Genomic DNA, 18,516 nt, shown 5'->3' on the forward strand with positions numbered 1-18,516 from the left:
AAAAGTTAGGTTAAAAGTATTAGAGGAGTATTATAGTATCACCCGGAATGATCATGCAGTTAGATGCATTAACTTATATAACTCATTGAAATACAATATTTTAAGAAGCGATCACAGACATCGTTCTTTTCAATATCTAATAATTAATTTTTTTAAAAACTGATACCTTATGAGTAACAAAGTAGCACTATTGGGATGGAGTCTTCCCGCAATTGAAAGCATGCAAAAAATGGACAGGCCATTTGTGGTGGTCAGCTTTCCTGAATTTGCCGATACTGCCAAAGATAATGACATCCCTTTTTTAGGCTGGAATTTCAAAGACTGGAACGAAAAATCAAACAGTCTGCAGCTTAAAGAGCTATTGGATAAGCACAGTGTGGACTTTGCCGTTCCACTTTACGAGGAAACAGTAGAATGGGCCGGTGCGCTGAATTCTATTTTCAGGGACGATCCGCGACTTTTGAACCGTGCGTATTTATTCCGTAATAAGGCTATTATGAAGCGTAAAGCACTGCTTGCCGGATTACGGGTGGGTTTGTTTGAAGAGGTTTACACACGGCAGGGTGTTCACGATTTTATGGATCGTCTGAACGAAGCAAACCTGCAGCTGCCGGGCGAAGAGGATGCCTGGGTACACCTGAAACCGTTTAGCGCGGCCGGTACGGTAGGGCATAAGTTATTGCGAACCAAGAATGACATTGAAGAGAAGGTTATCGATAAAGACTTTCCCTGTATGGTGGAGAGTCATCTGCCGGGCAAAGAGTTCTCATGCGAGGCGTTCATTCACAACGGAGAGATTCGGTTTCTGAATATTACAGAGTACGTCAAGCTCGGTTATTCCAATTTTGTCCCCGCCGGACCGGAGCTTGAAGCCAAGCGTCCGCTGATCCGCGATGCAATGGAGCGACTCGTGAAATCATTTGGCATTGAATATGGAATGATTCACCCCGAATGGTTTCTGACTGAAGATAATACTCTCAATTTTGGGGAGGTAGCATGCAGAATTCCGGGTGGCCACATTTACGAGCTGATCGAAAAAGCTCACGGTTTTGACCCAATCCAGGCGCTTGTGCTCTGCAGTGATCCGTCAGCTACTGAAGAGGAAGTGAAGAATTTCTTTCCTGACAAGGAGATTAAAGAAAACCAGAATTATGCCGGTAGCGTGATGGTTTACCCGAAACCGGGCCGCATCACAAAACTTCAGATTCCGGACGAACTTAAAGAGGACTCCTTCTTTGAGGATCACACACTCTATGCGCCTTCCGAACACAAAGTATCTGATCAGCGGGAAGGGTTTGGAAATCACTACGGCACTGTGTTCTTCAACGGAGATGACCCTGACCGTATGCGCGAACTTCTGCGGCACTACCAAGACGTGGATTTTTATGCGTAACTTCTATTGACCATAAATACCGAATAGTTCAGAAACAATCTGGCGTGTCTATTATATGATCTGTTACCACATCCAATAAAAAGGATAGTGGTGCAGATTTTTTTATAATGATAGGCGTTTATACGTTTAATGAATCTGCATCAAAAATACATTTTCAGAAACTCGATTTAAAAGAACAGCACAACAATTGAAAAAAAGCAGTAAAAATATATCTAAAGGCGTTAAAAATAAATTTTATGAGACACTTGAAAACTACTCGGAGGCAACACCGCTTTTAGCAGAATCCCACAAGAAGAAACTTCTCAGCAGCCTCGATGTTCTCACCGATAGTAAGGCAGGAGTACAATTTTTGTATGAGAGAATTGATGAGCTTGTAAACGCAGGAATATTCACAGATACCATGTGGGATGATCCGGCCCGGCTTGTGCCCACACTTGTTGGCGGAACACTTAAAGCCGGTGGCCATAATACGATTGTTGAAATCATCAGCGAACTGCGGATTATCGCCGTTGCCAATGAAAAAATCCGTTACAAAAATTTCTCTGCCGGCAAAGCCAGTACATTTTTGGAAGACGCACTCGTAAATAACTTGGATCTAATATTCCCCGGCGGATCAGAGGAAGATCGTAATATTGAGGAGGCGACGCGTCGAAAAGTGGATCTTCTGTTTGATTTTCTGACAGAACAAATACCTATAAGCAACATAAAAGGTCGCCTATCAACGGAGATTGAGCTGATTTGTGCCCAGCGGCCAGTGGTCACAGATCGGGTGTTAGAAATTATCCGCACGGTGAAAGAAGAAATTAATCTCGATCCCGATAATGAGGAAGACCGGCGCCTTAATAAATATGTTAAAGCAGTATTCGCTCCCTCTGAGAAAGCCGGTGAATTGTCACCGGAAGAGTACGATGCTTACCTTGAAACAGCCAAACGCAAAGAGATTATCGCGGAGTGTGAAGCGCTGGCTGACACGATGCATAAAACCGGGCTTGCAGTGGCATATCACGCGAAACTTCTTCGTAGTGTAGCCAGCGACGGTGCACTTGTAAAACTGGCGCTTGGCCTCGACAACGTAGGTAAGGCCGAGTACGATAAACATAAAAAGTTCGTCAGTGAACTTATTACCGCCGTTATTCATCCCGATACGGCGCGATCGTGTTTCGGTCTCTCCAAACTCCTGGAGCGCTCACTGTTATCGCACCAGCCGGTAAAAAGCGGCCTGCAGCGATTGCTGGGAATGGAACTGGACACTGCAATTGCCGAGCACATCCGGATATCACGAAAAAACAGTAGTCTCAGTTCCACACAACTTCTCACGGCTGATTGTCTTGGTATTCTCGGTCAGCCGCTTGGCGTGGGGCAGGGATGGAATCCCACGTGTCAGTCTGCCCGTGGAATTAGTTTATGGAGCAGCCACGCGCCCGGTAAACTGCTGCGTATGATTGAAAGCGCGGCCAAAGCCAATAGTTTGTGGATGAGGTTCGAGGGACAGATCATAAAATCGGAAGAACTGGGGCTGGGCCTGGTGAAAGAGCTGGATTATAACCTTGATGCTGTATCGGTTGTGTTAGTGCCGCATCTTGACAAAATATATAATGAGATGATGCGCCGGGCTTCTAACCGTGCCGATGATCCTCACAAGTGGGTTAATCCCGCAATGTACGGCCATTGGATCCCGACCGGATTTATCTCAGCCTACGATTATCTGACGAACTCCATCAAAAATTACGAAACGTTTATTCGCACATTTTATATCACCCATCACCCCGATTATAACGGCGGCAATGACCTTGCATATCCTAACCCGGTGGGCATATTTCTGACATCATCAACCGGTAAGCTGATTGGATTTCACGCTGTTTCGATCCTTCGGGTCCGAAAAGTGAAGGGGCAGGTTCGTGTATATATTCTCAACCCGAATAACGAGGGGCGGCAACGCTGGCAGGATAACATGCGCCCAACCGTTGCCGGCAATGGAGAACGCGCCGGGGAGTCATCACTCCCGTTTCACCAGTTTGCATCAAGGCTGTACGCTTACCATTACAATCGGTCCGATCTGAACGATTTGAAAGAGGTGAGTGAAGAAGAGGTTCAAAAGGTAAAAGAGCTGGCAAAAACAAGCTGGGGTGATTCATACCAGTGGATGGAGACAGCCGGGCTGGCACTTTAGAAAAATTACCTGTAACAACTATCAAAAAAATAATACTAATAAATTTACATCAATGGTTCGGCACTCATCCAGGATAGAATTAAGCCAGTCGGCTCTGAAGCAAAATCTGACATTTATCCGCAAAAAAATTGGCCCGGATGCGATCTTTTCTTCTGTTGTGAAGGCCAATGCGTTTGGTCATGGTATCGAAACATTTGTTCCTATGGCAGAAAAGGCAGGCGTCAGGCATTTTTCTGTTGCCTCAAGTTACGAGGCGTGGGAGGTCAGCGAAGCGTGTGCGAATGATAGCACCATTATGATTATGGGAATCCTCTATGATGATGACCTTGAGTGGGTCATTAGCAACGAGGTCGAATTTTTTGTATTTGATATACCGCGCCTCAAAAAAGCAAAACAGGTCGCTGAAAAGCTGGATAAGAAAGCGATTATTCATCTTGAGGTTGAGACCGGCGGTAACCGGACAGGCCTGGATGAATCTGAACTTAAAACAGCACTTAGCTATATAAAGAGGCACAGTGATTACCTGCAGTTTGAAGGATTTTGTACTCATTTTGCCGGCATTGAATCTCTTTCGAACCAGTTTCGGATTCAGAAGCAGAAAGATAAATTTCATGAGCTTTATAAGGTTGTCGAAGATGAGGGCCTGTCTCCAAATCTAAAGCATACCGCTTGTTCTGCTGCAGCACTTGCATTCCCTGAAACAGTTATGGATTTGGTACGGGTTGGCACCGCTCACTATGGGATGTGGCCAAGCCCGGATATTTACAATCTTCATCTTCAGCAAACCGGCAAATCCAGGGATGCCCCGCTCAAGAGGGTGTTGAGCTGGAAGACCGATATCATGCACATTAAAGAGGTGAAGAAAGATGAATTTGTCGGATACGGTACCAGTTTCCAGGCACCACAGGAAATGACAATTGCTGTTTTGCCTCTTGGCTACAGCAATGGCTATCCGCGTGCGCTATCCAACAGGGGAGAGGTACTTATCCGCGGCAAAAAAGCACCGGTCGTGGGACTCATCAACATGAATGTGTTTATGGTGGATGTGAGTCATATCGGCGAAGCCAAAGTGGGAGATGAAGCGGTTTTGATTGGCCGCCAAAGCAATCATGTGATAAGCATACGGTCATTTTCAGAATTTACAAATGCTATTAATAACGAACTTGTGAGCCGTCTGCCACAGGCTATTCCGAGGTATGCAGTGAAGTAGACCCACCCCTCCGTCTCCCCTCCCTACGCCGAAAAGCTCGACGCATGGAGGGGAGAGGCAATAGATCGGAAATGGGAAATCGAAGATCTCACAAAATGCTAAATCAAAATGGTTACGATTTCTTTAAAAGCTTCTCGGTTGAATGATTTAGGAGTTTTGAGATTTAGCGTCGTAGCTATTCAGTGATCTTATCTCGAAAGAATAAGGCCCTCTAAAAATCCCCTCTCGGAGAAGGGAAAAGCACATCAAAACGAGCACAGCACGAAGGGGTGTGTTGATGGGACAGGAAGCGTTCCGCGATGTCGACTTTCGATCCAGGTCCAGGACATACCCCTGAATCTTGAAAGGCTCGCTTCGCTCACTTTCTCAATTCTGTCCCCTCTTCCCATTGGGATCCCTCCGGGGGGAGATGGGATTTGTCAAAGCCCAATGTTAGATCTTGTTGCTGAGTGTGGAAATTGTGATGGCAGAAGAAATCCCCTCTTGAGAGGGGAAAAGCACATCAAAACGGGCGCAGCTCGATTGTGATGGCGAGGGGTGTGTTGTTGTGGCAGTAGGTGTGGCGCGATATCGACTTTCGATCCAGGGCTCGGGCACACCTCTGAATGTCGAAAGATTCGCTTCGCTCACTTTCTCTATTCTGTCCCCTGGAGATGGGATTTGCGATCCTCTTAAATTTTTTTCTAAAGAACAAATCTGTAAGGAAACAGCAGTTATAGGATCATACTCATAACCATTCAACAAAACCGAAGGGTGAGTATGAGACGACCAATTATTCCCTACAATCCAAAGCTAAAACAAAAAGCGAGGCGACTCCGTAATAACAGCACATTGAGTGAAGTGATATTATGGAGACACTTGAAAGGTAAACAAATGACAGGGTTTGATTTTCATCGCCAGCGGCCTGTTGGCAACTATATTGTGGATTTTATCTGCTGTGAACTCTACCTGGTGATTGAGCTGGATGGATACACACACATGCTGGAAAGACAAGGTGAGAAAGACGAGATCAGGGAGAGTAATCTAAAATCGTTCGGACTCCACATTATAAGGTTTTGGGATGAGGAGGTTTATGATGAAATTGACAATGTCCTCAGGGTGATTGAGGATGTGGTTAGTAAACAAAAGAATAAATTAGGCCTCTAAAATCCCCTTTTGAGAGGGGTGCGTTGATGGGGCAGTAGGTGGGGCGCGACGTCGACGTTCGACCCAGGCCTCGAACACACCCCTGAATGTCGAAAGACTCGCTTCGCGCGCTTTCTCTTTTCTGTCCCCTCTCGAGATGGGATTTATTGAAGCCCAATGTTAAATCATATTGCTAAAGATAGAATTTATAAAAGTCCAAATAATCCCCTCTTGAGAGGGGAAAAGCACATCAAAACGTGCAAAGCGCGATTTTGATGGCGAGGGGTGTGTTGTTGAGGCAGGAAACGTTGCGCGATATCGACGTTTGATCCAGGTCCCGGACACACCCCTGAATGTCGAAAGACTCGCTTCGCGCGCTTTCTCTTTTCTGTCCCCTCTTCCCATTGGGATCCCTCGGGGGGAGATGGGATCTGTCGAAGCCAATACAGACATTGTAGCCAAACAAAAAGATCAATGTGATCACCAAAATCTACTCATTTAGAAAAGAAATGGATCTCCAAACTATTCATGGAGAGGCACGGTGCAGGTAAACATGTTAACAAGTAAGATTTGCAATGGATCCAGATTCATCACCTAAAATTCTATTCCTCCAATTCTCTAATCAACTTAAAAAACCAATCAACTATTTCACAAATATCTACTTCTTAAATAGTCCCGGATTGCGGTTGATAAACTTTCTGATCCACTCATCAACAAAAAAGGATTGGCCTGTTTTTAAATACCACCAGCCTGTGATACTGATAATAAAGGCACCCGCGGCATTCACAATCATATCCCACATGGTATCGGTGAGGCCGGATGGATCTCCAAGCATCGGTTTTTGCATATTCATCTTGAAAGTTTGATCGATGGTAAATTCGAAGATTTCCCAGAACGTGCCAATTGCAATGGCGAACAGAAAAGCGAAGAAAGCAATAAATCCGGGTGTCAGATTCAGACGTACCCGATCGGTTTCATTCAAAATATAAACCATTAAAAAGCCGATGACTCCCATCAGCAGGCCTGCTGTACCATGCAGCGCAATATCCCACCACCAGAGCCGCTGGTAGAATTCCTGTACTTCGCCCAGGTAAAGCGCTGCAATAGAGAACGTAACAGCAGAAATGTGAAATTCTGCCGGTACGACAACGTTTAGCTGATGTCGAAAAAGGATGGGAGCCAACAGTGTGAAAATGATAAGCAACACAAGGAAAAAAGATAGCCATCGTCCATTATAAAGCAGGTACGCCCCTTCAACTGACATCAACAGCAGTAAGAGTCGAACTAACAATCTATGAAGCCTATTTTCATCAGGCTGATCTTTGTTATTGCCAGCCTGTTGGGTCGCCGGTTTGTCAGTCATTTTTGGCAATAACCCAAACGGCATGAATGATGCCGGGAATAAATCCAAGAATGGTCAATAAAATATTCAGCCAGAATGCCGGTTTGATACCAATCGTAAGAAATACACCAAGAGGCGGAAGGATAATTGCGAAAATAATTCTTAGTAGGCTCATGTGACGTGTACTTTTTTTATTAATTGAAATGAAATATAAGGGTGATTATGTTTGTATCAATCTACACAAAATCATACAGTTTGTTTCGAACATGATCACGTGGATTGGAGTTTAGATTTGGTAAGGTTTACATCAAGAGGGCTCATATACAGTGCTGTTGAAATGTCGGCGCTGATAGTGAACCCATTTTCCCGGAGATTTTTGCGGGCACTATCCATTACCTGTGTTTTGATGAGAGCAAGGGTTTTCTCCTGATCTTTTGCATTAATCCAAAAAAACACCTGAAGCTCAACAAACCCAGGATCGAAGGCTTTAATCTGCACGATAGGTTCCGGAGTGGTAAGTACACCGGAAATTTTCTGAGTGGTTTCAAGTAGCAGCTTAGCTGCAGCGCCGGAATCATTTGAATAGTCGATTCCCACGGTAAAAGAACCGCGTCGCAGCCCGTCGCGAGTATAGTTAAATAGCGGTTTGGTGAACAGCTGCGAGCTTGGTACATATACATCACACCCTTCTGCGGTTCTGATATGGGTATGACGGAGTTCGATACTTTCAACATTTCCCATAATTCCCTCGGTTTCTATAAGATCATCTGTTGTAAATGGGCGGCTAAAGGCAAGGAAGAATCCGGCCAGGAAATTTTCACCAATATCTTTGAATGCAAATCCCAGCATAACAGCTGTGAGACCTCCGCCAGCAACAAGGCTTGCAGCAAGTGTATTGTAGCCGATGAGATTCAGAAAAACTATCGTGGCAATTAGTATAAAAATCCCTTTTATCATTTTTCTGAAAAAGGTGTGATATGTTTCCGGAAAGCCGCCGCGGCTAATTATTTGAATGGTAGCAGCTGCTATCACTTTTCCCACCAGGTAGATCACGATAAATATTATGATGCCGATTAGCAGGCGAGGCAAAAAATTGAAAAAGAGTTCAAGTTCTGCATAAAACGCATCAACCAGGGATTCTAATAGAGACATGAAATGTGATGTTTGGAGCGTGTGAATTCATAGATATCAGCCGGTCAATATCCGAATGCTGCGCATCATTTACCAATGGCAGCTATAAAACCCGATGGAGGAGCGACGGGATTTTGTTACGAACCTGTTTCATGCGTGCCGGATCAATAGTGGCAATCGCGATGCCGGGGTCGGTTCCGGCATGAGCGATAATATCGCCCCATGGATCGATAATCATGGCATTACCGTGCGTTTTCCTTGTTTCGCCGTGAGTACCCGTTTGTGCCGGGGCAAACACATAGGCTGTATTTTCAATAGCCCTCGCCTGAAGTAACGGCTCCCAGTGATCTTTACCTGTTGTAGCTGTAAATGCTGATGGAACCGTGATGAGATCTGCGTGCTGGTCGATCAAGGCTCTGTAGAGTTCGGGAAATCTGAGATCGTAACATACGCTGAGTCCGAGTGTTCCCAGCGAGTCTGTGGTATATGTGACCGGTTTATTTTCACCCGGCTTGATGTCATCAGATTCACGGTATTGCTCGCTGTCTGACAGCTCAACATCAAACAGATGAATTTTATCGTATTTGGCCACAACATCACCGGCCGGATTAAAGAGAAGGGACCGGTTATAGGTTCTGCCGTCATCAGCTGGAACGGGAATAGTGCCTCCTAACAAATAGATATTGAATTCGGCAGCTGTCTCTTTCAAGAAGTTGTAAGACCGACGGGAAATTTTGTCAGCCCGCTTCTTCCGTTGGCTCAAATGTCCCAGAAATGAGAAGTATTCCGGCAGACCTACAAGTTCGGTACCCTCATCAGCAGCCGCCCGGATCCATCGCCGGGCCTCCTTTAAATTGAGGGCCACATCCGGCTGACTGTTCATCTGAACCACGGCTGCTTTGTATGTTTTCATTGCGTTAAGATAAGAGACAATTAATTTTTCGAAGCGGCGGCTTTAGCCTTATCCAGCGTCGGATAGTAATTAAAGATCGTGAAGAGCTTGGAAACTTTAAACAGGCTCTCAATTTTATCGGATGCCTCACACAAAATGAAGTCGCCATCGGCTTTTCGAAGGCTGGTAAGCGCGGCGATAAACATCCCAAGCCCGCTTGAATTTAAAAAATCCACGCCACCCAGATCACCAATTACAGTTGTGGTACCTTCTTCAATGAGGTCCTTAATTTTCGCATGAAACTCTGCAGTTTCCGCTCCCATAAGCCTTCCTTCAAATGATATAATTACAGTATTTTCAATATCGGACGAGTTGATTGTGTAGTTCATAAAGCGTTTTGTTTGATTGAGATATTAAGAGTTACACCCTGAATCTTTGCTGAATATTTGAAAATCGAACTCACTTTGCAACATTTATTAAGCGGCCAGATAATTTCGGCAATAACTATCAGGAATAAGTGACGGATACGTGAAATGATTGTCTGAGTTACCCCTCTGTAGAAACTGTTTACAAATCTGCTCATATATACTCTTACATACGTTTTGGCAACAATTTCCGGCTTATCCAAAGAATAACGGGGGAGATTATAACCGTGGGCAGAAGCCAGACAATCCATTCAGGATCGGTTTCAACATTCACAACCAAAAATGTAGTAGTGGCTGTAATAGTGGCGGCCATCCTGGAAACGAGATGGGACCTGATTCTGGATTTCCTTTTAAGCGGCCCTTTTCTGAACTGGCGAAATTCTTGAAATGCGAGCCAGCAACCGATGCCCCAAAAACCATCAGCGTAATGCCGTTTCCATCCCCTGACTGAGTTGACCAGCCGCCCCACCCAACCATCACCAGCCCCGTGACGCCCATAATAATGGCTGCCGCAAAATCCTGGTTACAGGGTACACCGCTTCGGTTCAAAGCCTTTCGCCAACCGGTCCATGCCAGGTAGAAACTGAAGATACCGATTAAAAATAGAAACAGGTTTGGCTTGATGAGTGTCATGGGCAGTGTTGTTACAAATACCAGAGTCATTCCCGAAAAGAACAGTCTGCCGGCGTTGAGATGCCACTTGTGCCGGACATCGAATATTTTGGTAGAAGCGACACCCAGTGCGCCGAGAAGAGCCAGGCTTCCACTGGTGATGTGAATGATGAGGAGTGTAGTGAAGATCATAAATTGATGAACAATTATTTCGGTCAATAAGCAAAAAAATGAGTTTAAATCAGTGTGAAGAAATCAAATTTTTATGAAAATTGAGATGGATAATGAACTTTATTTGCAAGCACTGCCTTGTTGAAGTAGAGCTGTTTCTTACGGCCAAGTCACAAATAGTTATCAAAAGATGGCCACTCCGGCCACGTTAAGAAATTTATTGAATCACATTAAAATCAGGAAAATCCATGCGTTTACTCACTCTGCTTTTGTCATTTTTTTTCATTTTCTCCGCTTGCAGTCAAACTACTGATTCCGATCCCGATAATGGCGAAGATAATGGCAACGGTGATGTTATAGAGGGAACGGTGGTAGATGCTTTTCCGAACCTGGACTTTATCCGCCCGCTGAATATTCAGCATGCTGGAGATGGCACCAACCGACTGTTTGTGGTAGAACAGGCAGGCACCATATCAGTGTTTTCGAATGACCCCGACATAACGGATCGAGAAATATTCCTGGATATTGAGGGCCGGGTCACTGATATCTCAAATGAGCAGGGACTGCTGGGGCTGGCATTTCACCCTGACTTTGAGACCAACGGCTACTTTTATGTGAATTACACGGCTCCGGCGCCAGACCGAACCGTGATCTCACGGTTCAGCGTGTCAGATGACGATCAGAATCGTGCAAATCCTGCCAGTGAAACAGTATTGCTAACCTATAATCAGCCGTATGGAAACCATAACGGTGGTCACATCGCGTTTGGGCCTGACGGATATCTTTACATTGCCGCCGGCGATGGCGGAAGTGCCGGTGATCCGGAAAATAACGGCCAGGACCGCAGTACTCTGCTTGGATCGATTCTGCGGATTGATGTGGATTCACAAGACAACGGTAATGAATACGGTATACCTGATGACAATCCTTTCGCCGGAAACGAGCAGGGATACCGGGAAGAAATATTTGCATACGGGCTCAGAAATCCGTGGCGTTTCAGTTTTGATGCAGAAACAGAAAAGCTATGGGCAGGCGACGTAGGACAAAATACCATGGAAGAGATCGACATTATTGAAAGCGGCCTTAATTATGGATGGAATATTATGGAAGGCACGATGTGCTATCCTCCGGGGACTGAGTGTGACACAGAGGACCTCGAGCTGCCGGTATATGCCTACAATCACAGTGAAGGCGACCGGTCTGTCACTGGCGGATATGTCTACCGCGGAAGCGATATCCCAGGTCTGACCGGCTACTATATTTATGCTGATTTCGTATCGGGGCGGATCTGGGCGCTGGATACGTCGGATTTAGAGAATCCTGATAACACAGAACTATTCGATGCCGATTTCAGAATTTCGTCATTTGGTGTGGATCAGGAGAACGAGATTTATATCACAGGGTTCGATGGAAATATTTACCGGTTTGGTGAGGATATTGTGGATGAGTTGTAGTTTGTTAATCTTTGATACTTTTTCATTTCTCCTTCCGTAGACGGAGCCCTCGGGGCTGTTCCCGGGGCGACAGCGTCATGGTTGATGGGAGCTCGGCGCGAAAGCCACAGTAGTTGAACCGGGTTCCGTAATGCACCACGATAGTTCATCTATTAACCTAAAGTTTATAGGTTTATGGAGCTAACTAACCATTGGCTATTGCTTGTTCGTTAGCAGTGCGATCTACCAGCCGCCAGCTGAAAGTGTTGGTGTCAAACAGGATGCGGTAGGTGCGATCGTCATCAGCCACAACAATATAATGGAAGTGGCGGCCCTTGCCCCGGCGGTCGCTGTGAAACTGACGAATCTCTTTGATCTGATATGAAGATCCGTTTTGTGTTTCGAACCGATAGGGAGTAATCTGGTACGGGATATTTTGGCTGGGAACACCCCGAAAGACGCTTAGTACATTAATAGGCGGATAATTGTCTGCATTCATTGTTTGGTTGATAGGTTGATTGGTTAATTTGTTAAATAGTGAATTGGTAATACCTGAATTAATCTATACATCAGAGATGACATCTCATTGTCACACCTTTTCTGAAAAAATCAGACGCTCAAAAAATCGTATATTGATTTAATTCATAAAGCCAATCCAATTTCAAATGTGAGTGTTAATGCGCCGCAGTGTCAGAAAAAGTCTCGTAGTTCTTTCGATTGCCATCACGATCATCGTTTTGATTGTGATCGTAAATCAGCTCGTTCAGTTTTCTGCTTTTCTTAGCCAGATCAACCCTGTCCTCGGTCAGGTTTCCCTTGGCTTGTTCATGCTCATCCTGTTGCTTGCGGTGCTTACGCCGGTCTACCTGTACGTGAAACTACCGGGTCCGCTCATTCCTCCTAAAGAATCTGAAGGTCCAGTTCATGAAGCGTATATCCGGAAATTGGCAAAACGTTTGTCAGCCAACCCTGTGGTAGATACCGACATGGTGGAGGGGCTGGAAGATGTAAAAGCTGTCATCAAACAACTGGACGAAAAGTCGGATCTATCTATCAAGCGCTCAGCGAACCGTGCATTTATCACTACCGCCATATCGCAAAATGGAGCGCTTGATGCGTTATTTATTCTCGGGCTTCAGTTCAGGCTGATCTGGGAGATCGCCCATATTTATGAACAGCGCCCGACGCTCAAAGATCTGAGTTTTTTGTACACCAATGTGCTGGTTACCGCTTTTATAGCCAGTAGTATTGATGAGGCGGAATACTACGAAATTGTCGAATCGTCGATGTCGCAGGGTATAGGGTCGGTGCTGTCTATGGTGCCCGGCACGGCGTTGATCGTCAACTCGGCCATCACCGGTAGTTCCAATGCTTTTTTGACGCTCAGGATCGGTAAAGTCACCCAGCAGTATTGCGGATCACTTGTGAGACAGGAACGCCAGACGATTCGCAATTCGGCCACTGCTAAGGCAGCGAAAATGCTGGCCGGTATCGTCTACGACGGAAGCAAGAAGCTGGTTCGTTATATGGGATCGGCACCGCTGAGGCTGGCGTCTAAACCATTTGCAAGACGCAAAAAGGATAAGAAATAAGTTGTACTTCAGGTGTTGCTAAACTAAATGCTGCCAGAAGGATAGACAGTTTAGCCATCTGAACACTTTCATCTCTTTTGTCGTTATCAAAATAGAAGAGATAATATGAACTAAATAATCCTAAATCTATGAATATGAAAGAGAAAACGGTAAGTAAAATGGAAGACCGGCTAAATAAAATTGAGCGTTTAATTGCAGAAAACGGTGTTGGTTCTGATTATCTCAGCCGCGCAGAGCGAATACAGCGGGATATTAATATTGCCCTTTTTGCAGGAGCTGTAGGGTTAGCCGCCGGCGTTGGTGTGTGGGCTTGGTTTAAAATGAAAGATTAGTGCCTGATCCACATCGCAGATAAGAGTTACGGGATTCACAAGTGCTGGCTAAATGCATGTATCTGAATTATGGAGAAGAACTTCTAAACAGATGACAGGCATCATAATGGGCGATACCTAGTGTCATTTCAATCTTCATTTGTCGCATAAAGAGCTGACAGCATTCCCGGTGCTTTGCAGAGTTTCTGTCAGCAACAAAAACCAACGCTGTCAGATCCGGTAGGTGTACCGCTGTTGCGGCACCTTCGGCGGACAGGTTGCTTACGTCATTTCATATTTGACTTAACACTAGTATCTGTGATGCTTTTTTAACAATTATGATGACAGGAACAAAATGGAATATGATATGATTTGGATCCCCGTAACAAAGGTGATCTACTCTATGTTTTTAGGAGGTCTGATCGGATTTGAAAGAGAGCTCGCCCAAAAACCTGCAGGCCTTCGAACGCATATGCTGGTTGCGGGGTCTGCCGCGCTAATGATTATTCTGGGTGATATCCTGATACATAATTATAACGGCGGAACCGTCGCGCACATCATTCAGGCCGATCCCATTCGTATTATGGAAGCTATCATTACAGGAATCAGCTTTCTTGGGGCCGGCACAATTATTTTCAAGAATCAGGAGGAAACCGTGGAAGGATTAACCACGGCGGCATCCATATTATTTGCATCAGCGATCGGTATAGCTGTGGCAATCCAGCAATACCTGTTGGCGGGAGTCCTTGCCATTCTGGCTATACTGGTATTGTTTGGTATGGGATACGTTGAGCGGTTTATTACCCGGTTACGACCGTATGTTTACGGAGATAAAAAAGAGGATTGATAGAGTGCAGTGTTTTCCGATTCAAAAAGCAAATCGTCCATGGACAGTACCGGTCCCCAATTCATAGATCATTAAGTTTATGAGTTTGATTCAAGCGGTGTATGGTACTATCTGATTCAGATTGTACCTGCAACTTCTTCTGCTAAAGACATTTGGCTATTCAGGGTGAGCGCCGAAACCTGCTACTTTGGGATTGAAATGAGCGGGCAGCATGTTATTATTAAAGGCAGCTGTTCACTTCACATTTCAAAAAAATTTAAAAAATTATGTCGAAAACCAAGATAGCACTTGTAACCGGCGCCAACCGGGGAATTGGGTTTGAAACCTGTCGTCAGCTGGCTGAGAAGGGATTTACCGTAATCCTGACCAGCCGAAATCGTGAAAAGGGAAAGCAAGCTGCTGAGAAGCTGAGGCGGGAATATTCTGACATTGAGTACCACCAGCTGGATGTGACAGACGATGAAACTGTCATGCATGTCGCCGACTATGTAAAAGAGTCCCACGGCCGGCTGGATGTACTTGTAAACAACGCTGGCATCAATTACGACAGCAATGAGCATGCCATAACCGCCGATCTGGATATTGTCCGCGATACGCTCGAGACAAACCTGCTTGGCCCATGGCGGGTGAGCAAAGCATTTATTCCTCTAATAAAGAAGAGTGAGTCCGGACGCATTGTGAATGTATCCAGCGGCTCGGGTGCACTGAACAATATGACCGGCGGCACCCCGGCTTACGGAGTGTCTAAGACGGCTCTCAACGCCCTTACGGTAAAGCTGGCGGATGAGCTGAAGGGCTCAGGTATTTTAGTTAATGCCGTTTGTCCCGGATGGGTGCGTACCGATATGGGCGGATCGGCAGCGCCCCGCAGCAAAGAGGAGGGAGCGAGCGGAATTGTCTGGGCAGCCACACTTCCCGGTGATGGTCCAACCGGCGGTTTCTTCCGGGACGGAAAGCGGATTGAATGGTAGAATATTCGTAAATAGGAAAGCGATAGTATCTCCGAGATTTGAGTCAAGATGCATCAACTAATGCAACCACGATTTCCGGATCAGTTTTGAAGATATCCATAAACTCAATTCCTGACTGAAATAGATCCATTGCACTATTTCAGTCCCGCGAGTGACGACCGCTCAGTAGACTCAGGTTTCGCCGTAGGCATCCAATGGACAACGTGGGAATCAAGAAATGCCCCAACACCAGGAGTCCGTGATACAGACGGCACGTCGTTCATATTTTAAAAGAGTTTATTACCGATTTAGCCATTTTTAGGTATACACCAAATAAAGATGCAAAAGTCTCCCTGATCATTTGGATATGGTATTGGTACTGGACCAGCGGGAGAAGGAGCAGGAGTCTTATATTGAAATACAGGGTAGGATGAATTATTGATTATTATATCCTTTTGAGGTACCGCGGGAGCTCTCATAAATGTAGATTTACTTTTTAAAGCACCGCGGACATCTCCTGCAGAACTAACAATCCAGCCTGCTTCAATGTCATCACGGATTGATGGATCCCCCATCACGCGGTAAACCCCTGCATCGTCATGAGTGATAGGCGAAGCAGTGAATGAATAATTGCTCCCATTTCTTAACGTCACTTTTCCCGAAAAAGATGAGCCTGCAAATTGTGCCGAAATTTGAGCCCCGGCATCATTTGTAAAGTTAATATCAGAAGGATCTTTTATTGTAGATCCGCTAAACCATTCAGAAATTTCTTCGTCCCCGTTACATATATAGACAATGCCATCACTTTTACCCACCAAAATTGAGATAAAAGCATTTGTCCCATCCACACTACCCATAAATCCATTGTCACCCTGAATATCAAATAGGGTGATCCCGGGTTCAGTTGATGAACTACAAGAAATCAATGAAAACAGGAAGAGTAGTATAGGGACTAATAAAAGTGACTTCATTTTCTCCTTCAAGGTTTAATGAAAGACAAAACTATAATTGAGCAAGAGTAAAGCTTAACTCTGGTGATCATTAATAACTAAGCTCAGTCAATCGGTGAGAGGCAAAAATTGTATTTTTAAAAAGTCGATTTTTGTATCCAAAATCATATTACTCTATTCAATTTGATTGTGCAAATGAAGTGAAGGAATGTTCAGATAGAACACTGCTGAAAAATCTGTCAGCAATTGACAGTAATAAGCCGCCAAATCGGTAACTCTCTTAGATTAGCCCGGAGTATGTAGCGGCAGAACAGTATCTTCAAGGGGTTCTTATCCCGACATGAATGTCAGCCTCATTGTGTTATCAGACGTGGTTTCTTGATTTCTAATGTTTAGATCAAAATTAATAAACTGCTCAGTAGGTGAAAGATTTTTCTCAAAAATGAATTCAAACAAATTGAAAGAGAACAGAATCTCTGCCCGGATTTTACTGACAACAGGTCGTGATGCTAATGGAGATTATGCATGATAAATGACACGACCTATTTTTATGCCCTCCCTATATTGAGGAAGATTATAGCTCATTTAATGAGCGTCATCTGATGTGACTGTTCATAGCTGTTGGCCTGCAGATGGTAGATATAGAGCCCGCTTGCAAGATTTGAGGCATCAAAAGTGACCTGGTGATGGCCGGCTTGCTTCTGATCATTGACTAAAGTTGCCACCTCCCGGCCGAGTATATTATACACGATCAGCTCCACGTTGCCGGGCTCAGGCAGTGCGTATTCGATTACTGTAGAAGGATTGAACGGATTTGGGTAATTTTGCGAGAGCTCATGCTCTTCGGGGACATCGACGGCTGGGTCTATGCTGGTGCCGGTCGAGTTGTTGACTTCGATTGTCTCGGTAGCCGAACCGGTCGCCCCGTCATCATCCACCACGGTAAGAGTCACCAGCTTGTCACCAACCTTCGAAAATGAAAAGCTCGTTGTCTGACCGGTTGCTTCGGTCTGCCCATTATTATCGAAATCCCACCGGTACTCCACGATGGTCCCGTCCAGATCGCCGGAACCACTTGCATCGAAAGTGAGTGTCTCTCCAACAGTTGGTGTGCTGGGGTCAAACGTGAAGCTCGCCGACGGTTGCTGGTTCTCACTCTGAATCGTGACCGATGTAGATGTTGTCTCATCCTCGCTGGCAACCGTGGCGGTAAAGTCCCCGGAGTCCCCGATGCTCGTGTCCCAGGTAAGGGTGACCGTCTGACTCTCTCCAGCGGAAAGAGATAGGGACGTAGCGTCTCGTTGAATGCCACCTACCTCCAGGATTGCGTCCTGCGTACCGGACTGATCACCGGTATTCTCAATCGTAGCGGTCACGTCAAGTGACTCCCCTTCGGTTATTGGGGAGTTGGTTCCGTCAATACTCACCGCAAAGTTTTCCTGGGCAAGAACCAAGGCCGATGTAGATGTTGTCTCATCCTCGCTGGCAACCGTGGCGGTAAAGTCCCCGGAGTCCCCGATGCTCGTGTCCCAGGTAAGGGTGACCGTCTGACTCTCTCCAGCGGAAAGAGATAGGGACGTAGCGTCTCGTTGAATGCCACCTACCTCCAGGATTGCGTCCTGCGTACCGGACTGATCACCGGTATTCTCAATCGTAGCGGTCACGTCAAGTGACTCCCCTTCGGTTATTGGGGAGTTGGTTCCGTCAATACTCACCGCAAAGTTTGCCTGGGTCTGACCTTGAGCCATGACGATATTACCAGAAAGCAACGCGCTTACTGCCACTAAAACGAGCACTGAAAAGAAAAGATGAGTAAAATTGTATAAGCGTGGTCTGAAATAAAGAAACATTAACTTTCTAAAATCCATATCGATATATTCTTATATATTGCGTCTCTTATTAACTTTGTTATCACTAAACCAAACAAGCAGCGATTTATCGGCTTTAAGTCATATAAAATCA

The 18,516-nt window shown here is 45.4% G+C and carries 18 protein-coding genes; 9 read left to right on the forward strand and 9 right to left on the reverse strand.

Going from position 1 to position 18,516, the window contains the following annotated elements; translation table 11 throughout:
- Window positions 1-169 precede the first annotated feature (169 nt).
- From AABW11_RS09580 to AABW11_RS09595, 4 genes are all read left to right on the forward strand, one after another.
- Window positions 170-1,393, forward strand: coding sequence for an ATP-grasp domain-containing protein (locus AABW11_RS09580; protein WP_340104858.1), 1,224 nt, complete (start codon window positions 170-172; stop codon window positions 1,391-1,393).
- A gap of 187 nt (window positions 1,394-1,580) precedes the next feature.
- A complete protein-coding gene (locus tag AABW11_RS09585) occupies window positions 1,581-3,563 on the forward strand; it encodes a hypothetical protein (protein WP_340104859.1) in 1,983 nt (660 codons plus the stop codon).
- Complete coding sequence (gene alr / locus AABW11_RS09590) at window positions 3,520-4,773, forward strand: alanine racemase (protein WP_340104860.1); 1,254 nt, start codon at window positions 3,520-3,522, stop codon at window positions 4,771-4,773. The genes AABW11_RS09585 and alr overlap by 44 nt, the downstream gene beginning before the upstream one ends.
- 759 nt (window positions 4,774-5,532) lie before the next feature.
- Window positions 5,533-5,919, forward strand: a complete 387-nt coding sequence (locus AABW11_RS09595; RefSeq protein WP_340104861.1) for an endonuclease domain-containing protein — start codon at window positions 5,533-5,535, stop codon at window positions 5,917-5,919.
- Between the two features lie 637 nt (window positions 5,920-6,556).
- Here AABW11_RS09595 and AABW11_RS09600 read toward each other — a convergent pair.
- The 6 genes from AABW11_RS09600 to AABW11_RS09625 all read right to left on the reverse strand — a co-directional run bounded on the left by AABW11_RS09600 (window position 6,557) and on the right by AABW11_RS09625 (window position 10,492).
- Window positions 6,557-7,261: a DUF2238 domain-containing protein gene (locus AABW11_RS09600; RefSeq protein WP_340104862.1), complete on the reverse strand. Its 705-nt coding sequence runs from the start codon at window positions 7,259-7,261 to the stop codon at window positions 6,557-6,559.
- Window positions 7,254-7,415, reverse strand: coding sequence for a YqaE/Pmp3 family membrane protein (locus tag AABW11_RS09605; RefSeq protein ID WP_340104863.1), 162 nt, complete (start codon window positions 7,413-7,415; stop codon window positions 7,254-7,256). The genes AABW11_RS09600 and AABW11_RS09605 overlap by 8 nt, the downstream gene beginning before the upstream one ends.
- A 95-nt stretch (window positions 7,416-7,510) precedes the next feature.
- Complete coding sequence (locus tag AABW11_RS09610) at window positions 7,511-8,392, reverse strand: mechanosensitive ion channel family protein (protein WP_340104864.1); 882 nt, start codon at window positions 8,390-8,392, stop codon at window positions 7,511-7,513.
- An 82-nt stretch (window positions 8,393-8,474) separates the two neighbouring features.
- Window positions 8,475-9,284, reverse strand: a complete 810-nt coding sequence (locus AABW11_RS09615; RefSeq protein ID WP_340104865.1) for a carbon-nitrogen hydrolase family protein — start codon at window positions 9,282-9,284, stop codon at window positions 8,475-8,477.
- Between the two features lie 20 nt (window positions 9,285-9,304).
- On the reverse strand, window positions 9,305-9,652 hold the full coding sequence (locus tag AABW11_RS09620; RefSeq protein ID WP_340104866.1) for an STAS domain-containing protein: 348 nt from the start codon (window positions 9,650-9,652) through the stop codon (window positions 9,305-9,307).
- 306 nt (window positions 9,653-9,958) lie between these two features.
- On the reverse strand, window positions 9,959-10,492 hold the full coding sequence (locus tag AABW11_RS09625) for a hypothetical protein (RefSeq protein WP_340104867.1): 534 nt from the start codon (window positions 10,490-10,492) through the stop codon (window positions 9,959-9,961).
- Between the two features lie 227 nt (window positions 10,493-10,719).
- Between AABW11_RS09625 and AABW11_RS09630 the strand changes: the two genes are divergently transcribed.
- Window positions 10,720-11,925 carry a PQQ-dependent sugar dehydrogenase gene (locus AABW11_RS09630; RefSeq protein ID WP_340104868.1) on the forward strand — a complete coding sequence of 402 codons (1,206 nt, stop codon included), beginning with the start codon at window positions 10,720-10,722 and terminating at the stop codon, window positions 11,923-11,925.
- 184 nt (window positions 11,926-12,109) lie between these two features.
- Here AABW11_RS09630 and AABW11_RS09635 read toward each other — a convergent pair whose 3' ends face one another.
- The gene (locus tag AABW11_RS09635) at window positions 12,110-12,403 is read right to left on the reverse strand and encodes a hypothetical protein (protein WP_340104869.1); all 294 of its coding nucleotides are present in this window, start codon (window positions 12,401-12,403) and stop codon (window positions 12,110-12,112) included.
- A 178-nt stretch (window positions 12,404-12,581) separates the two neighbouring features.
- Here AABW11_RS09635 and AABW11_RS09640 point away from each other — a divergent pair, with 178 nt between their 5' ends.
- The 4 genes from AABW11_RS09640 (at window position 12,582) to AABW11_RS09655 (ending at window position 15,625) form a co-directional block, all read left to right on the forward strand.
- Complete coding sequence (locus tag AABW11_RS09640; RefSeq protein ID WP_340104870.1) at window positions 12,582-13,496, forward strand: DUF697 domain-containing protein; 915 nt, start codon at window positions 12,582-12,584, stop codon at window positions 13,494-13,496.
- Between the two features lie 134 nt (window positions 13,497-13,630).
- The gene (locus AABW11_RS09645; protein WP_340104871.1) at window positions 13,631-13,828 is read left to right on the forward strand and encodes a hypothetical protein; all 198 of its coding nucleotides are present in this window, start codon (window positions 13,631-13,633) and stop codon (window positions 13,826-13,828) included.
- A 346-nt stretch (window positions 13,829-14,174) separates the two neighbouring features.
- Window positions 14,175-14,654, forward strand: a complete 480-nt coding sequence (locus AABW11_RS09650) for an MgtC/SapB family protein (protein WP_340104872.1) — start codon at window positions 14,175-14,177, stop codon at window positions 14,652-14,654.
- Window positions 14,655-14,920: 266 nt separating this feature from the next.
- Complete coding sequence (locus AABW11_RS09655; protein ID WP_340104873.1) at window positions 14,921-15,625, forward strand: SDR family oxidoreductase; 705 nt, start codon at window positions 14,921-14,923, stop codon at window positions 15,623-15,625.
- A gap of 287 nt (window positions 15,626-15,912) precedes the next feature.
- Here the strand turns inward: AABW11_RS09655 and AABW11_RS09660 are convergent, their stop codons facing one another.
- Both AABW11_RS09660 and AABW11_RS09665 read right to left on the reverse strand, forming a co-directional pair.
- Entirely contained in the window at window positions 15,913-16,575 is a 663-nt protein-coding gene (locus AABW11_RS09660) for a hypothetical protein (RefSeq protein ID WP_340104874.1), read from the reverse strand.
- 560 nt (window positions 16,576-17,135) lie between these two features.
- On the reverse strand, window positions 17,136-18,302 hold the full coding sequence (locus tag AABW11_RS09665; RefSeq protein WP_340104875.1) for a PKD domain-containing protein: 1,167 nt from the start codon (window positions 18,300-18,302) through the stop codon (window positions 17,136-17,138).
- Between the last annotated feature and the right edge of the window lie 214 nt (window positions 18,303-18,516).

Origin of the sequence: Rhodohalobacter sp. 8-1, from assembly GCF_038150125.1 — a bacterium.
Lineage (GTDB): Bacteria > Bacteroidota > Rhodothermia > Balneolales > Balneolaceae > SW132.

Excerpts from the sequence above, each read along its gene's own strand:
- AABW11_RS09645 (WP_340104871.1), top strand. The coding sequence starts at position 13,631 with ATGAAAGAGAAAACGGTAAGTAAAATGGAAGACCGGCTAAATAAAATT.
- AABW11_RS09595 (WP_340104861.1), top strand. The coding sequence starts at position 5,533 with ATGAGACGACCAATTATTCCCTACAATCCAAAGCTAAAACAAAAAGCG.
- AABW11_RS09665 (WP_340104875.1), bottom strand. The coding sequence starts at position 18,302 with ATGGCTCAAGGTCAGACCCAGGCAAACTTTGCGGTGAGTATTGACGGA.
- AABW11_RS09625 (WP_340104867.1), bottom strand. The coding sequence starts at position 10,492 with ATGATCTTCACTACACTCCTCATCATTCACATCACCAGTGGAAGCCTG.
- AABW11_RS09630 (WP_340104868.1), top strand. The coding sequence starts at position 10,720 with ATGCGTTTACTCACTCTGCTTTTGTCATTTTTTTTCATTTTCTCCGCT.
- AABW11_RS09635 (WP_340104869.1), bottom strand. The coding sequence starts at position 12,403 with ATGAATGCAGACAATTATCCGCCTATTAATGTACTAAGCGTCTTTCGG.
- AABW11_RS09605 (WP_340104863.1), bottom strand. The coding sequence starts at position 7,415 with ATGAGCCTACTAAGAATTATTTTCGCAATTATCCTTCCGCCTCTTGGT.
- AABW11_RS09615 (WP_340104865.1), bottom strand. The coding sequence starts at position 9,284 with ATGAAAACATACAAAGCAGCCGTGGTTCAGATGAACAGTCAGCCGGAT.
- AABW11_RS09580 (WP_340104858.1), top strand. The coding sequence starts at position 170 with ATGAGTAACAAAGTAGCACTATTGGGATGGAGTCTTCCCGCAATTGAA.
- AABW11_RS09640 (WP_340104870.1), top strand. The coding sequence starts at position 12,582 with ATGCGCCGCAGTGTCAGAAAAAGTCTCGTAGTTCTTTCGATTGCCATC.
- AABW11_RS09600 (WP_340104862.1), bottom strand. The coding sequence starts at position 7,261 with ATGACTGACAAACCGGCGACCCAACAGGCTGGCAATAACAAAGATCAG.
- AABW11_RS09655 (WP_340104873.1), top strand. The coding sequence starts at position 14,921 with ATGTCGAAAACCAAGATAGCACTTGTAACCGGCGCCAACCGGGGAATT.
- AABW11_RS09660 (WP_340104874.1), bottom strand. The coding sequence starts at position 16,575 with ATGAAGTCACTTTTATTAGTCCCTATACTACTCTTCCTGTTTTCATTG.
- AABW11_RS09620 (WP_340104866.1), bottom strand. The coding sequence starts at position 9,652 with ATGAACTACACAATCAACTCGTCCGATATTGAAAATACTGTAATTATA.
- AABW11_RS09610 (WP_340104864.1), bottom strand. The coding sequence starts at position 8,392 with ATGTCTCTATTAGAATCCCTGGTTGATGCGTTTTATGCAGAACTTGAA.
- AABW11_RS09650 (WP_340104872.1), top strand. The coding sequence starts at position 14,175 with ATGATTTGGATCCCCGTAACAAAGGTGATCTACTCTATGTTTTTAGGA.